The following is a 14,173-nucleotide window of genomic DNA, read 5'->3' on the forward strand; positions in this document are numbered from 1 at the left end:
ATGAGAGAAAATAAAATAACAAGAAAAATTTTCACCCTGCTATGTGTACTGACATTGATAGTCGGGTTTAGCATTTTGAACATCCCGGTATGTGCGGAAGAAATCCCACAGGATCGCCAACTTCCCAGACTAGTAGACGATGCAGATCTTCTGACGGACAGTGAAGAGCAGGAGCTTAACACAGAACTGGACGAAATCAGTGAAAAACAGCAATGTGATGTTGTTGTAGTGACGGAAAATTCATTAGATGGAAAAAGCGCGCAGGATTATGCGGATGACTTCTTTGATTATAATGGACATGGATACGGTGATGATGACAGCGGTGTTCTGTTTCTGATTGGGATGGACGAACGGAAATGGGCAATTACTACATACGGCTATGGTATCACTGCATTTACGGATTATGGACTGGAATATATGGAAGATGAATCCTTGTCTTATTTAAGTGATGGTGAATATATGGAAGCATTTTCAAAATATGCCACACTTTGCGATGATCTTCTTACTCAGGCGAGAGATGGGCATCCATATGATGTAGACAGCGATGATGATAAGCCAGATGTTTTCACTATGATCTTCTGGGGTGTTGTGGATCTGCTCATAGGATTTGTTGTTGCATTCATAATGGCGCAGGTGAAGAAAAGCAAATTAAAATCTGTCAAAAATCAAGTTGCTGCCAATGCGTATAAGAAACAAGGCAGTATGAAAGTGACAATAAAAGAGGATCGATATATCAATAGTATTGTGACAAAACGCCTGATTCCAAGAGATGATGAGGATCACGGCCACAGTGGCGGAGGCGGAAGCACAACACATGTCAGTTCTTCCGGCCGGTCACACGGTGGACGAAGTGGTGGTTTTTAATATCAGCTGGGAGTCAATCCCCCAGCTGATATAGCCTCCGGCAGGGCGCACATTGTCCGGTGGACAATGGTTTTGCGCCGACCGAAACGGAGTGTAGACTTGCAGAGGCATTCTTGAATATTATACTTAAGACTTAAGTCGAATAATCTGTTTTTGGTATTCATTTTTATAAGGGGTATGATACTTGTCTGTCACAACACTTTCGTACAGATCTGATGCAAAAATATTCTGCTCCAGCATATGGATATCTATACCGGCAGGCTGTGATAATTTCGAGATAACAGGAATGCCGGTATTTTTTTTGATAGAAGTAAGTACCCATGAGGATTCTTGGCGGAAACCAAGAAGTCTGGCATATCCACACCTGGAATCTGCTGCCTGCTCCGGTACATCACATTTGCTGATGCCGAGTAAAATGTGGATCAGACATCTGCTGATGCGGGAGTAGGTTACATTTTTTGTTTTTATCAGGTCGCAGAACTGGCTGAAAGTTAAAAAATCATTTCTAAATGTGATGATCCGGTTTGCAATCTCCGGGGTAATATCCAGATATCGCGTCAGTGTATCTTTTGTTTCGGTCAAAAGCTTTGCTTTTAAAAGCAAGGAAAAATCATCTGCAAACACAGGAAAGCATTTGTGATAGTTTTCTTTAAAAATCTTGTGACAGTTTTGCGGCAGTTCCCGAAGTATATGATTAATAGCAGGAGTGTGATTCGCATTTTTTGTAAGTTCACAATCCTGTAATCCCTGCCGGATTGCAGAGGCAGAGCTGAAAAGGGCACCGAGTGTCTGGTCATGATATCCGGCCCCTTCGCGTGTAATTGTCACCGGTTCGATGGAACTGTTCAGACAGGAAAGCGCTTTTAGATATTCAATACCCAGAATATTATTTGGCGAATCCAGAATCTTACTGATCTGTTCGGGAATACAGGATAAGGATTTGTGTTGATTTAAATATTCTATAAAAGCCAGTTTTCTTGCGGCAGGAAATGTATTTCCATTTTTAAAATTTTTTTGAAGGAGAACTTTGTAATGCGCGGGTTCCTTACAAAGAACATCGGCAATCTGTTGTAATATTTTTATTTCGCCGCACTCACTTCCAAAGCACAGATAATCTACACAGCCGAGAGCTTCAAGGAGGCTGACCGCACCGGTGGCAAAGTATTCTGCACTTCCGGTTGCGTAACAGACTGGTAGTTCTAAAACTACGTCGGCACCACATGCAAGTGCCATCTGGGTACGCAGATGCTTTGGCATGATGGAAGGAATTCCACGCTGAACATAGTCGCCGCTCATAATAATAATTGCAGCATCAGCGCCTGTGATTTTCTTTGCTTTTTCTATATGGAATTCGTGCCCTTTGTGAAATGGATTGTATTCCGCAATAATTCCAACAATTTTCATACACTTTCTCCTTGTCACTGTTAATAAAATTTATTATACTATAACTATGTTTTGCTTGCAAATGAATGACAACAGGCAGGAGGGTATGTATGGAAGAGGAACAGATGCTGACAAAAGAACAGATTCTTGATATGCTTGATGCAGGTCAGTACAAAGAATTAAAAGAAGAACTGGGAAATATGTACCCCGTCGATATTGCCGAGACACTGGAAGATTTTGAGCAGAAACCTCTCGTTATGGTGTTCCGTCTCCTGGCAAAAGAAGAGGCCGCTGAGACATTTACTTATATGAACAGTGACATGCGTGAGGTACTGATCGGGGCACTTACCGATTCCGAGTTGGAAGAGGTCATGGAAGAGATGTATCTGGACGATACGGTCGATGTCCTGGAAGAGATGCCTGCGAATGTTGTGGATCGTCTTTTGATGGCTACCGATGAAGAGACAAGAGCCCAGATCAATCAGCTTTTGCAATATCCGGAAGACAGTGCCGGAAGTATTATGAATGTGGAGTACATTGCACTCCGCAAAGAGATGACGGTTGAGGAGTCTATTTTAAAAATCCGTCAGGTTGGTCTGAACCGTGAAACTATCTACACTTGTTATGTTACGGAAAAACGAAAACTGATCGGACGGGTCGATGTCAAAGAACTTCTGACAACCGGTGAATCCAGAACAATCGAAGAGATTATGGATACGAATGTGCTTTACGCGCATACAACAGACGATCAGGAAGATGTAGCTATGATGATTAATAAATATGGTCTTATTGCCCTTCCAATCGTGGATCATGAAATGTGCATGGTCGGTATCGTAACTGTTGACGATGCCATGCTTGTAATGCAGGAAGAGACAACAGAAGATATCAGTATCATGGCCGGTATGTCTCCAAGTGAAGAGGCTTATTTTGGAACATCTGTTGTGGAACATGTAAAAAGCAGGCTTCCATGGCTGTTATTTCTGATGCTTTCTGCGACAGTGACACAGATGATCATGAACAGCTATGAAAGCGCACTTGTAGTTATGCCACAGCTTGCCGGTTTTATTCCAATGCTGACAGGAACCGGTGGAAACTGCGGTTCACAGAGTTCTACGTTGGTTATTCGTGGACTGTCTGTAGGAGAAATAGAATTTCGGGATTTATTCAAAGTTATATTTAAAGAAGTCCGGGTGGCAGCAGTGGTCAGCGTGATACTGGCAGTTGTGAATGGAATCAGGATCATCGTTATGGGACAAGGAGATGCGCTCATTGCATTATCCATCGGTGGAACTATGATCTGTACCGTCCTGATCGCAAAAGTCGTAGGCTGTACGCTTCCGATGCTTGCCTCCAAGATTGGGCTCGATCCCGCAATCATGGCGACCCCGCTTATTTCTACCCTTGTAGATATCAGCACAGTAACTGTATACTTTATGATCGTCAGCCATGTATTCCACTTATAATAACATTTTGTATTTAATCAGAAACAATCCCAATGTACTGAATTTAGTACGCAGATACAACTTGTCCATGCCAATCCTTTGTATTATAATAAAAACGTTGAAATAACTGAATACAAACGAAAGGAGTCTTTAAGTCATGGGATTTATTGATGATATTAAAGCGAGAGCAAAAACAAGTAAAAAGACAATTGTACTTCCGGAGACAGAGGATATCAGAACATATGAAGCAGCAGAAGCAGTTCTGAAAGAAGGAACAGCAAACCTGATTCTTGTCGGCAGCGAAGAAGAGATTGCAAAGAACAAAGGTTCTTTTGATATCAGCGGAGCAACAATCGTAGATCCTGCAAAGAGCGAGAAGACAGACGCCTACATCGCAAAACTTGTAGAATTACGTGAGAAAAAGGGAATGACAGAGGAAAAAGCAAGAGAACTTCTTCTGACTAATTATCTCTACTATGGTGTTATGATGGTTAAGATGAAAGATGCTGACGGAATGGTATCCGGAGCATGCCACTCAACGGCAGATACATTAAGACCAAGCCTTCAGATCCTGAAGACAAAACCGGGAACAAAGCTCGTAAGCGCATTCTTTATCATGGTCGTACCGGATTGTGAGATGGGTGCCAACGGAACATTCCTGTTTGGTGATTCCGGACTTGAGCAGAATCCGGATCCGGAGAAACTTGCAGCAATCGCACTTTCATCCGCAGACTCCTTTAGACTTCTGACAGAAAAAGAGCCAGTTGTAGCACTTCTTTCACATTCAACAAAAGGAAGTGCAAAACACGCTGACGTAGATAAAGTTGTAGAGGCTACAAAGATTGCAAAAGAGAATGCTCCGGAAGGACTTCTCATTGACGGAGAATTCCAGCTTGATGCAGCAATTGTTCCGTCAGTAGGAGCATCTAAAGCACCGGGAAGCCCGGTTGCGGGAAAAGCGAATGTACTGATCTTCCCAGACCTTGATGCTGGAAACATCGGATACAAATTAGTTCAGAGACTTGCAAAAGCAGAAGCTTACGGTCCTCTTACACAGGGAATCGCAGCGCCTGTCAATGATCTCTCCCGTGGTTGCAGCGCTAAGGATATTGAGGGTGTAATCGCAATTACAGCAGTTCAGGCAATGGCAGAAGATAAATAAATTTCATATCTTTAATGATCAGCCATATGCATTTTGCACACAAAATATGCATATGGCTGAAATTTTTTCAAATTAGGGATAGACATTAGGGACGAAAGTCCTTATTATATAAGTTAAGAATTCTAATCTAAAAGAGAGGTAAATGAAATGAATGTATTAGTAATCAACTGTGGAAGTTCTTCACTGAAGTTCCAGCTCATCAACTCTGAGTCAGAGAAAGTACTTGCAAAAGGACTTTGCGAGAGAATCGGAATTGATGGAAGCCTTACATACCAGCCAGCAGGCGGTGAGAAGGTTAAATCTGACAAAGCTATGCCTACACATACAGAGGCTATTCAGTTTGTAATCGACGCATTAACAGATGCCGAGACAGGTGTTGTTAAGAGTCTGGATGAGATTGGGGCAGTCGGACATCGTGTCGTACATGGTGGAGAGAAGTTTGCAAGCTCTGTTGTAATTACTGATGAGGTAAAAGCTGCAATTGAAGAGTGTAATGATCTTGCACCACTTCACAACCCGGCAAACTTAATCGGTATCAATGCATGCCAGAAGTTAATGCCTGGAACACCGATGGTAGCTGTATTCGATACTGCATTCCATCAGACAATGCCGGAGAAAGCTTACATGTATGGTCTTCCATATGAGTATTATGACAAATACAAAGTAAGAAGATATGGTTTCCATGGTACAAGCCACAGCTTTGTATCTAAGAGAGCTGCTGAGCTTGCAGGAAAATCTTACGATGATCTCAAGACAGTTGTCTGCCACCTTGGTAACGGTGCAAGTATCTGTGCAGTAGAGAATGGAAAATCCGTAGATACATCTATGGGTCTTACACCACTTGAGGGACTTGTAATGGGAACACGTTCCGGAGATATTGATCCGGCTATCCTTGAGTTCGTAGCTAAGAAAGAGGGACTTGATATTTCTGAGCTTATGACAATGCTCAACAAGAAGTCAGGTGTATATGGACTTTCCAACAACCTTTCAAGTGACTTCCGTGACCTTGAGAACGCAGCTAACGAAGGAAATGCTCAGGCTAAAGTAGCTCTTGAAGTATTCGCTTACCGTGTAGCTAAGTATGTGGGAAGCTATGTAGCAGCTATGAATGGTGTTGATGTAATTGCATTTACAGCAGGAATCGGAGAGAACTCAGGTACAGTTAGAAGTGCTGTTCTGAAATATCTTGGATACCTTGGAATTACAGTAGATGAGAAAGCAAATGATACTCACGGAGAAGAGATTACAATCTCTACACCAGATTCAAAAGTTCTTGTTATGGTTATTCCTACTAACGAAGAGCTTGCAATCGCACGTGAGACAGTAGCATTAGTTTAATCTAAAACTATTGTAAAAAAGTTATTGATTTGATTATTTACACCCTTCCGTCTGAATACGGAAGGGTGTATGTCTGTAATAATTACAAGATGTAGAATATTTTCTGGACAGAACAAAGTATGATGTTTAGTTCGAAAAGAAGATGCGTATAAAAATATTTGGAATAATCAAAAAATAATTTCTAAAATGTAGTTGACAAACAGCTTTTCCATGATATAATAGACAGGTATGAATAGGGGTGATTAATATGTTGATTGACCTATCCAATGTCTTATCCGAACCACACAGATCTGTTGATGAGACAGTTCCATGTGAACTTAAAATATTTCGGAACGGGCTTGGTGAGTATCCGGTCACTGAAAGTTCTGATGTTCATGTAAAGATTAATTATATGGAGAACGGAAAACTTCAGATAGAAGGAGCTTGCAAGCTGACTGTAGAGATTCCGTGTGACAGATGTCTGGAACCGGTGGCGACAGTATTCGATCTGAATATTTCACGCATCACAAAGGGAAATGTCACAGATGAGAGTGAAGTGGAATCAGAGGATTTAGACGAAGCAAATTATATTGACGGATATACACTCGATGTTGATCAACTGGTCGGCAGCGAGATTCTAATAGGGTGGCCGACGAAGATTCTGTGTAGCGAAGACTGTAAAGGGATTTGCAACGTATGTGGTCAAAACCTGAATCAGGGAACTTGTAACTGTGAAGATACGAGTCTTGACCCTAGAATGTCAGTTATCCGCGATGTTTTTAAGAATTTTAAGGAGGTGTAACCTATGTCAATTTGTCCAAAGAACAAATCTTCAAAAGCTAGAAGAGATAAGAGAAGAGCTAATTGGAAGATGAGTGCTCCGAACCTGGTAAAATGCAGCAAATGCGGCGAATTAATGATGCCTCATAGAGTCTGCAAGGCTTGCGGAAGCTACAACAAAAAAGAAATCATTGCTCAGGACTAATGAGTAAGAAACGCTGTAAATCTAGGGGGTTGAGGCATTCCTTAACCCCGTGATAAAGCGGTATTTTCTAAAATGTACCCCACTCTGTACCCCAATTTAAACAAACGAATTTCAACGGTTATGTATAGTCCATGTGTATAAATTTTATTGATTTAACTTCGTAGCAGCTTAAAGCTGTTTTTTTTGTGCCATTTTATATGACAACAAGATTCGTGATTGGGATTACTGTGGGTGGATATAAGGTTACTGAGCACAGGTACTATGAACGGTAACTATATAAGATTGGAAGTTAAGGATTGAAAAAATGAAATTCTGTGGTATAGTAAAACCTGAGTAAAATAGAAGTAGAGGGACAGATTATGAACGACATTTTATACCGCGCAGCAGCATATCTGCTTATTATTGCACTTGGAGTTTTTCTGAAGAAAGTCGGATTTTTTCATGAACAGGATTTTCGTACACTTGCAAAAATTTTGCTGAATATCACGTTGCCTTGTGCAATTATCTATTCATTTTCAAAAGTAGATTTTCAGATTTCGCTTTTAACAGTGACAGGACTTAGTCTTTTTGTTGGAATTCTTATGATGTTTATTGCGTTTTTTACATCGAGAATAACAGGGAAAAAAGAGAATATTCCATTTGATATTTTGAATTTGTCAGGATATAATATCGGAAATTTCTGCCTGCCGTTTGCACAGAGCTTTTTAGAGCCGCTTAGTCTTCTTGGCATCACGCTATTTGATATGGGAAATGCTTTTTATTGTAACGGTGGGGCAAAGGCAGTTGCGGAAGTATTCAAAAACTCCATACATAGGGTGCCGGGAACAGAGACAGCTGCCAAAACACAGTTAAAAAATTCGCTGAAGACTATGGGGCGGGCATTGAGTAGATCCACTCCGTTTCTTGTTTATTTTGGGATGTTGATTGTTCTGATTCTAGGGATTCCGATTCCCAGACTTGTATTGTCGGTTACACAGATTGGCTCCAATGCCAATGCATTTACGGCGATGCTGATGATTGGGGTCGGATTCAAACTGAATATTAAAAAAGATGGAATCAGTCATGTGATCCGGATTTTGTTCACGCGTTATGCAGTGACCATATCATTTGCTGCGATTGCTTTTTTCTGTCTGCCATTCCCGCTGCAGATCAGACAAGCGCTTGTTCTTGCATTTTTAAGCCCGATTGCCAGCGCCTGCCCAGCTTATACAGATGCTCTGGGAGAAGATTATGAGCTTTCCAGTACAATTAATTCCATTTCGATGCTGATCAGTATCGGATTGATCACAGCTGCATTGATTGTCATGTTGTAAAGATACGTGTTGATTTTTCCGGTGATGTTTAGTAGAATATTACCAGTAGAGACAGGAGGAAATATCATGTCAGAAATTACAACAGTAGTACTGGATGCTATGGGTGGAGATAATGCTCCGGCTGCAATGATTGACGGCGCAATTGATGCCATTTCCAAGGAAAAGAATGTAAAAGTCATTCTGGTCGGTATTGAAGACGTCATAAGAAAAGGTCTGGAAGGCAAGACATACAATCCAGAGCAGATCGAGATTGTGAATGCGACAGAAGTGATCGAGACAGCAGAGCCGCCGGTACATGCTATACGCAGGAAGAAAGATTCTTCCATCGTAGTCGGGATGAAGCTTGTAAAAGAGGGAAAAGCAGATGCTTTTGTATCTGCTGGAAGTTCAGGAGCGATTCTTGTGGGCGGACAGGTGATTGTTGGCAGAATCAAAGGTGTTGACCGTGCGCCATTAGCTCCGCTTATTCCAACGGAAAAAGGAGTTTCTCTTTTGATTGACTGTGGTGCGAATGTAGACGCCAGACCGGCACATCTTCTTCAGTTTGCCAAGATGGGGTCCATCTATATGGAGAATGTTCTTGGTATAAAGGATCCGAAGGTAGGTATCGTGAATATCGGTGCGGAAGAAGAGAAGGGCAATGCACTGGTCAAAGATACATTTCCACAGTTAAAAGAACTTCCGGGAATTAATTTTATCGGAAGTGTGGAGGCGAGAGAGATTCCACATGGCCAGGCAGATGTAATTGTCTGTGAAGCATTTGTGGGAAATGTGATCTTAAAGCTTTATGAAGGACTGGGGGCTGTTCTTGTCGATAAGATCAAAGGCGGTATGATGTCCACTCTTCGAAGCAAGATTGGCGCGCTTCTTGTAAAACCGGCGCTTAAGACGACTTTGAAGACATTCGATGCTACAGAGTACGGTGGAGCTCCGCTTCTGGGACTGAACGGTCTTGTAGTTAAGACCCATGGAAGTGCGAAAGCAAAAGAAGTGACGAATACAATCATTCAGTGTGTCACATTTAAACAACAGAATATCAGTGAGAAAATCAAAGCAAGTATTCAGGCGGAAGAAGCTGCCGCTGAATAATAGAATGAACAAACAAGCAAAAGGAGACGTAATTATGGAGTTTGAAAAACTGAAAAAAATTATTGCAGAGGTCTGTGATGTTGACGAGGACAAAATTACAATGGATTCTACATTCAAGGATGATCTGGACGCAGATTCCTTGGATGTATTCCAGATTGTTACAGCTATAGAGGATGAGTTTGAACTTGAAATCAGTGATGAAGATGCTGAGAAGATCGTAACGGTAGGAGATGCTGTTGAGCAGATCCAGAATGCAACTGGAAACAACTAAGATATTATAAGTGAGAAAGTCCGGAAAAAAGGGCTTTCTCTCTTTCTGACTATAGGAGAATGAGCATGAAGAGAAATTTAAAAGAATTAGAACATAGAATCGGATATACATTTCAGGATTTTGCGCTTCTTAAGAAGGCAATGAGTCACAGCTCCTATGTGAATGAAGAGCATCTTCCGAAGTATGAATGTAATGAGCGCCTGGAATTCCTGGGTGATGCAGTACTGGAACTTGTGTCCAGTGAATTTTTATTTTTTGAACATCCGACAACTCCGGAAGGAGAATTAACAAAGACCCGCGCCAGCATGGTCTGCGAACCAGCACTCGCATTTTGTGCACGGGAGATTGAACTTGGAGAATATCTGCTTCTTGGAAAAGGAGAGGATGCAACAGGAGGAAGGAAGAGAGAATCTGTTACTTCTGATGCTATGGAGGCACTGATTGGTGCAATCTATGTAGATGGTGGTTTTGCTAATGCAAAAGAGTTTATCAACCGATTCATTTTAAAAGACCTGGAGAATAAAAAGCTCTTTTATGATAGCAAGACTATCCTGCAGGAAATTGTGCAGGCACATTTTAAAGAAGAACTTTCTTACCATCTGGTTGGGGAAGAGGGCCCAGATCACGATAAAACTTTCCAGGTCGAACTTCAGATCGGAGAACAGGTCTATGGAATCGGAAAAGGACGTACAAAAAAGAGCGCAGAACAGGAAGCTGCCTACAAGACCATTCTGATGCTCCGCAAAAAGAATATAAAGTAGGTGTTGTATGTATTTAAAAAGCATAGAAGTGCAGGGGTTTAAGTCCTTTGCAAACAAGATAAAATTCGATTTTCACAACGGTATTACAGGAATTGTCGGACCAAATGGAAGTGGTAAGAGTAATGTAGCCGATGCGGTGCGGTGGGTACTTGGTGAACAGCGTGTCAAGCAGCTTCGAGGCGGCACAATGCAAGATGTTATCTTTTCCGGTACAGAGAACCGTAAACCGTTAAGCTATGCGTCTGTAGCAATCACATTGGATAATTCAGATCATAAACTTGCGATTGATTTCGAAGAAGTTACGGTAACAAGAAAGTTATACCGTTCTGGTGAAAGTGAATATCTGATCAATGGCAGTGCATGCAGGCTGAAAGATATTAATGAATTATTTTATGATACAGGTATCGGTAAAGAAGGATACTCCATTATCGGACAGGGACAGATTGACAAGATCTTAAGTGGTAAACCGGAAGAGCGGCGAGAGTTGTTTGATGAGGCTGCCGGTATTGTAAAATTCAAAAGACGTAAGAGTATGTCTGTGAAGAAGCTGGAAGAGGAACAGCAGAATCTGATCCGTGTCAATGATATTCTTTCGGAGCTTGAGAAGCAGGTCGGCCCATTGGAACGGCAGTCTGAGAAAGCAAGAGAATATCTGAAGAAAAAAGAAGAACTGAAGACTTATGATATCAATATGTTTCTGTTAGAAGCAGACCGCCTGAAAGAGCAGATCCGGGATGTGGAAGCAAAAGATAATCTGACAAAGGCTCAGATGGAAGAAGCAAACCGCTTGTATGAAGATACAAAGCAGGAATATGAAAGTATTGAAGAACAAGTCGATACGATGGACGCGTCTATTGAGACTTATAATCGCAAGCTTACTGAGACAAGCATGTTAAAACAACAGTTGGAGAATCAGATTGCTCTTTTGAAGGAGCAGATCCACAGTGCCAGAATGAATGATGAGCATTACGCGAATCGTGCTCAGTCCATTGAACGGGAACTTTCCGAGCGTGAGGAACAGCTTGGTACTCTGATTTCGGATCAGACAAGACTCCAGGCAGAATTAGATTCCGGCCGAAAAGCAGAAACACTTGAAAAAGAGAATCTGAACAAGCTTCAGATCCGTATTGCAAGTCTTAGTTCTGATATTGAAAAGAACCAGAATGATATTCGGGAAATTCTCGGAAACCGTGCATCCACAAAAGCTCAGATCCAGAAGTTCGATACTATGATGGAACAGATCCAGGTGCGGAAATCCGGACTGAACCAGAGATATTTTGGTGCGCAAAGTGAAGCCGGTCTTCAGAAAGAACAATATGAGACATTTTATGCGGAGTTAAAAGAAGTATCAGATCAGATTATTTCCTTTGCAGAAGAGAAGAAGAACTATGAATCACAGATTCAGGAACTTCAAAAGTCTTTAAATGAAAAAAATGAGCAGATCCGTGCAAGTCAGAGCGCTTACCACAGAGAGCATTCACGCCTGGAGTCTCTTAGAAATATGACTGAACGCTATGACGGATACGGTAACAGTATTAAGCGTGTTATGGATAACCGCAGTCATGAAAAAGGGCTGTTAGGTGTTGTTGCAGATATTATTAAAGTAGAGAAAAAATATGAGACAGCCATTGAGACGGCTCTTGGCGGCAGTATCCAGAATATTGTTACAGATAACGAACAGACAGCAAAACGTATGATTGAATTTTTGAAAAAGAATAAATTCGGTCGTGCAACATTTCTCCCACTGACGCAGATCCGTTCCCATGGAGGAATCGCTCAGCCACAGGCATTGAATGAAGCAGGAGTTATCGGTCTTGCAGACACTCTTGTTATGGTGGAAGACAAGTACCTGGAACTGGCAGGCTCTCTTCTTGGCAGAACACTGGTTGTCGATCATATTGATCACGGACTTGCCATTGCAAGAAAATACAGGCAGTCTATTCGAATTGTAACGCTGGAAGGTGATCTGATCAATCCAGGCGGTTCTATGACTGGTGGAGCATTCAAGAATTCCAGCACCCTTTTAAGTAGACGCCGTGAGATAGAAGAGCTGGAGCAGGCTGTCCAAAAACTCCGTGCGGATGTAGCAAAGACAGAGCAGGAGATCGCGGAGCTGAAAAACAATCGTTCCGGTTACTATAATAAAATCGAACAGATCAAAGATTTACTACAGAAAGCATATGTCCGCCAAAATACAGCGAAGATGAATGCCGATCAGGCAAAGAGCAAGATTGAAGCAGCGAATCAGACTGCGCTGGAAATTCAGAAAGAGACACAGCAACTGGATCAGGAGATCAGTGATATCATGGATAATCAGCAGTCCATCAATGTAGAGCTGGATACGTCTGAACAGTTAGAACGTGACCTGAATAAACAGATTGAAGAAGGGCAGACAAAGTTAGATGATCTGAAACATCAGGAAATATTACAGCAGCAGGCTTCGGAAAATGCACATTTATCCTGTGCTGCTACAGAACAAAAGGTTCTGTTCGTAATGGAAAATGCAGAACGTATTCAGGAAGAGATGCAAAAATTCCGCGAAGAGTTGAAGGGGCTGGAAGCAAGTAAAGGCGGTACGAGCAAAGAAATCGAGGAAAAAGAATCTCAGATTCAGGAACTGCGCCAGACGATTGAGAATTCCGGAGAATTATTTGTGGAAATTCAGGATGAGATTGAAAAGGCGAAGAAGACACGTGAAGATCTGAACCAGCGCCATAAAGATTTCTTACAGAAGCGTGAAGATCTCTCCAGGCAGATTTCTGATCTGGATAAAGAAATCTTTCGTCTGGAGAGCCAGAAGAACAGTTATGAAGAAGCTGCCGAGAAGCAGTTCAATTATATGTGGGAAGAGTATGAACTCACTTATAATCGTGCGATGGAGCTTAGGAATGAAAATTTAACGGATGTTGCGAAGATGAAAAAGCGTATTCAGGAATTAAAAGGAGAAATACGCGCTTTGGGAAATGTTAATGTCAATGCCATTGAGGACTATAAAAATGTATCGGAGCGATATGAGTTCTTAAAGACGCAGCATGATGATCTCGTGGAAGCAGAAGCAACACTGGAAAAAATTATCGCAGAATTGGACGAAGCGATGCGAAAGCAGTTCACAGAGCAGTTCGCACACATTTGTCAGGAATTCGACCACGTATTCAAGCAATTGTTCGGAGGCGGAAAAGGTACATTGGAACTGATGGACGATGAAGATGTTCTGGAAGCAGGAATTCGTATTATTGCTCAGCCACCTGGAAAGAAACTGCAGAATATGATGCAGTTATCTGGTGGAGAGAAGGCTCTGACAGCAATCTCATTATTATTTGCAATTCAGAATCTCAAGCCGTCCCCGTTCTGTCTGCTTGACGAGATTGAGGCAGCACTGGACGATAGCAATGTTGACCGTTTTGCACAGTATCTGCATAAGCTTACAAAGAATACACAGTTCATTGTCATTACGCACAGACGAGGTACAATGACTGCGGCAGACCGTCTGTACGGAATCACCATGCAGGAAAAAGGAATTTCGACACTTGTGTCCGTCAGTCTTCTGGAAGATGAACTGGACGATTAGAGAAAGCGCAGGTAAGAT

General features: G+C 41.8%; 12 protein-coding genes. 11 read left to right on the plus strand and 1 reads right to left on the minus strand.

The features are described 5' to 3' along the window. A complete protein-coding gene (locus LI149_RS00495) occupies positions 1-864 on the plus strand; it encodes a TPM domain-containing protein (protein ID WP_227078237.1) in 864 nt (287 codons plus the stop codon). Between the two features lie 126 nt (positions 865-990). Here the strand turns inward: LI149_RS00495 and LI149_RS00500 are convergent, their stop codons facing one another. Next, positions 991-2,268, minus strand: coding sequence for a nucleotidyltransferase (locus LI149_RS00500; protein WP_227078238.1), 1,278 nt, complete (start codon positions 2,266-2,268; stop codon positions 991-993). A gap of 89 nt (positions 2,269-2,357) precedes the next feature. Between LI149_RS00500 and mgtE the strand changes: the two genes are divergently transcribed. From mgtE to smc, 10 genes are all read left to right on the plus strand, one after another. Then, positions 2,358-3,710, plus strand: coding sequence for a magnesium transporter (gene mgtE, locus LI149_RS00505; RefSeq protein WP_168933080.1), 1,353 nt, complete (start codon positions 2,358-2,360; stop codon positions 3,708-3,710). 136 nt (positions 3,711-3,846) lie between these two features. Then, positions 3,847-4,851, plus strand: a complete 1,005-nt coding sequence (gene pta, locus LI149_RS00510) for a phosphate acetyltransferase (RefSeq protein ID WP_022279061.1) — start codon at positions 3,847-3,849, stop codon at positions 4,849-4,851. 147 nt (positions 4,852-4,998) lie between these two features. Then, entirely contained in the window at positions 4,999-6,189 is a 1,191-nt protein-coding gene (locus LI149_RS00515; RefSeq protein WP_005332597.1) for an acetate/propionate family kinase, read from the plus strand. A 247-nt stretch (positions 6,190-6,436) separates the two neighbouring features. Continuing rightward, positions 6,437-6,970 (plus strand): DUF177 domain-containing protein, encoded by a 534-nt coding sequence (locus tag LI149_RS00520; protein WP_168933081.1) that lies wholly within the window; start codon positions 6,437-6,439, stop codon positions 6,968-6,970. 3 nt (positions 6,971-6,973) lie between these two features. Continuing rightward, positions 6,974-7,153 (plus strand): 50S ribosomal protein L32, encoded by a 180-nt coding sequence (gene rpmF / locus LI149_RS00525; protein WP_005332600.1) that lies wholly within the window; start codon positions 6,974-6,976, stop codon positions 7,151-7,153. A gap of 359 nt (positions 7,154-7,512) precedes the next feature. After that, on the plus strand, positions 7,513-8,466 hold the full coding sequence (locus LI149_RS00530; RefSeq protein WP_168933082.1) for an AEC family transporter: 954 nt from the start codon (positions 7,513-7,515) through the stop codon (positions 8,464-8,466). A 66-nt stretch (positions 8,467-8,532) separates the two neighbouring features. Further along, positions 8,533-9,555 carry a phosphate acyltransferase PlsX gene (gene plsX / locus LI149_RS00535; protein WP_040015438.1) on the plus strand — a complete coding sequence of 341 codons (1,023 nt, stop codon included), beginning with the start codon at positions 8,533-8,535 and terminating at the stop codon, positions 9,553-9,555. 34 nt (positions 9,556-9,589) lie between these two features. Continuing rightward, positions 9,590-9,826 carry an acyl carrier protein gene (gene acpP / locus LI149_RS00540; RefSeq protein WP_005336507.1) on the plus strand — a complete coding sequence of 79 codons (237 nt, stop codon included), beginning with the start codon at positions 9,590-9,592 and terminating at the stop codon, positions 9,824-9,826. Positions 9,827-9,891: 65 nt separating this feature from the next. After that, complete coding sequence (rnc, locus tag LI149_RS00545) at positions 9,892-10,587, plus strand: ribonuclease III (protein WP_040015439.1); 696 nt, start codon at positions 9,892-9,894, stop codon at positions 10,585-10,587. Between the two features lie 7 nt (positions 10,588-10,594). Continuing rightward, positions 10,595-14,155 carry a chromosome segregation protein SMC gene (gene smc / locus LI149_RS00550; RefSeq protein WP_227086577.1) on the plus strand — a complete coding sequence of 1,187 codons (3,561 nt, stop codon included), beginning with the start codon at positions 10,595-10,597 and terminating at the stop codon, positions 14,153-14,155. The last annotated feature ends 18 nt before the right edge of the window (positions 14,156-14,173 follow it).

The organism is Dorea sp. 210702-DFI.3.17, assembly GCF_020560825.1.
GTDB lineage: Bacteria > Bacillota > Clostridia > Lachnospirales > Lachnospiraceae > Dorea > Dorea formicigenerans.

Bases quoted from the DNA above. Each gene is read 5' to 3' on its own strand.
- plsX (WP_040015438.1), top strand. From the start codon at position 8,533: ATGTCAGAAATTACAACAGTAGTACTGGATGCTATGGGTGGAGATAAT.
- LI149_RS00500 (WP_227078238.1), bottom strand. From the start codon at position 2,268: ATGAAAATTGTTGGAATTATTGCGGAATACAATCCATTTCACAAAGGG.
- LI149_RS00495 (WP_227078237.1), top strand. From the start codon at position 1: ATGAGAGAAAATAAAATAACAAGAAAAATTTTCACCCTGCTATGTGTA.
- LI149_RS00520 (WP_168933081.1), top strand. From the start codon at position 6,437: ATGTTGATTGACCTATCCAATGTCTTATCCGAACCACACAGATCTGTT.
- acpP (WP_005336507.1), top strand. From the start codon at position 9,590: ATGGAGTTTGAAAAACTGAAAAAAATTATTGCAGAGGTCTGTGATGTT.
- pta (WP_022279061.1), top strand. From the start codon at position 3,847: ATGGGATTTATTGATGATATTAAAGCGAGAGCAAAAACAAGTAAAAAG.
- rnc (WP_040015439.1), top strand. From the start codon at position 9,892: ATGAAGAGAAATTTAAAAGAATTAGAACATAGAATCGGATATACATTT.
- mgtE (WP_168933080.1), top strand. From the start codon at position 2,358: ATGGAAGAGGAACAGATGCTGACAAAAGAACAGATTCTTGATATGCTT.
- smc (WP_227086577.1), top strand. From the start codon at position 10,595: ATGTATTTAAAAAGCATAGAAGTGCAGGGGTTTAAGTCCTTTGCAAAC.
- rpmF (WP_005332600.1), top strand. From the start codon at position 6,974: ATGTCAATTTGTCCAAAGAACAAATCTTCAAAAGCTAGAAGAGATAAG.
- LI149_RS00530 (WP_168933082.1), top strand. From the start codon at position 7,513: ATGAACGACATTTTATACCGCGCAGCAGCATATCTGCTTATTATTGCA.
- LI149_RS00515 (WP_005332597.1), top strand. From the start codon at position 4,999: ATGAATGTATTAGTAATCAACTGTGGAAGTTCTTCACTGAAGTTCCAG.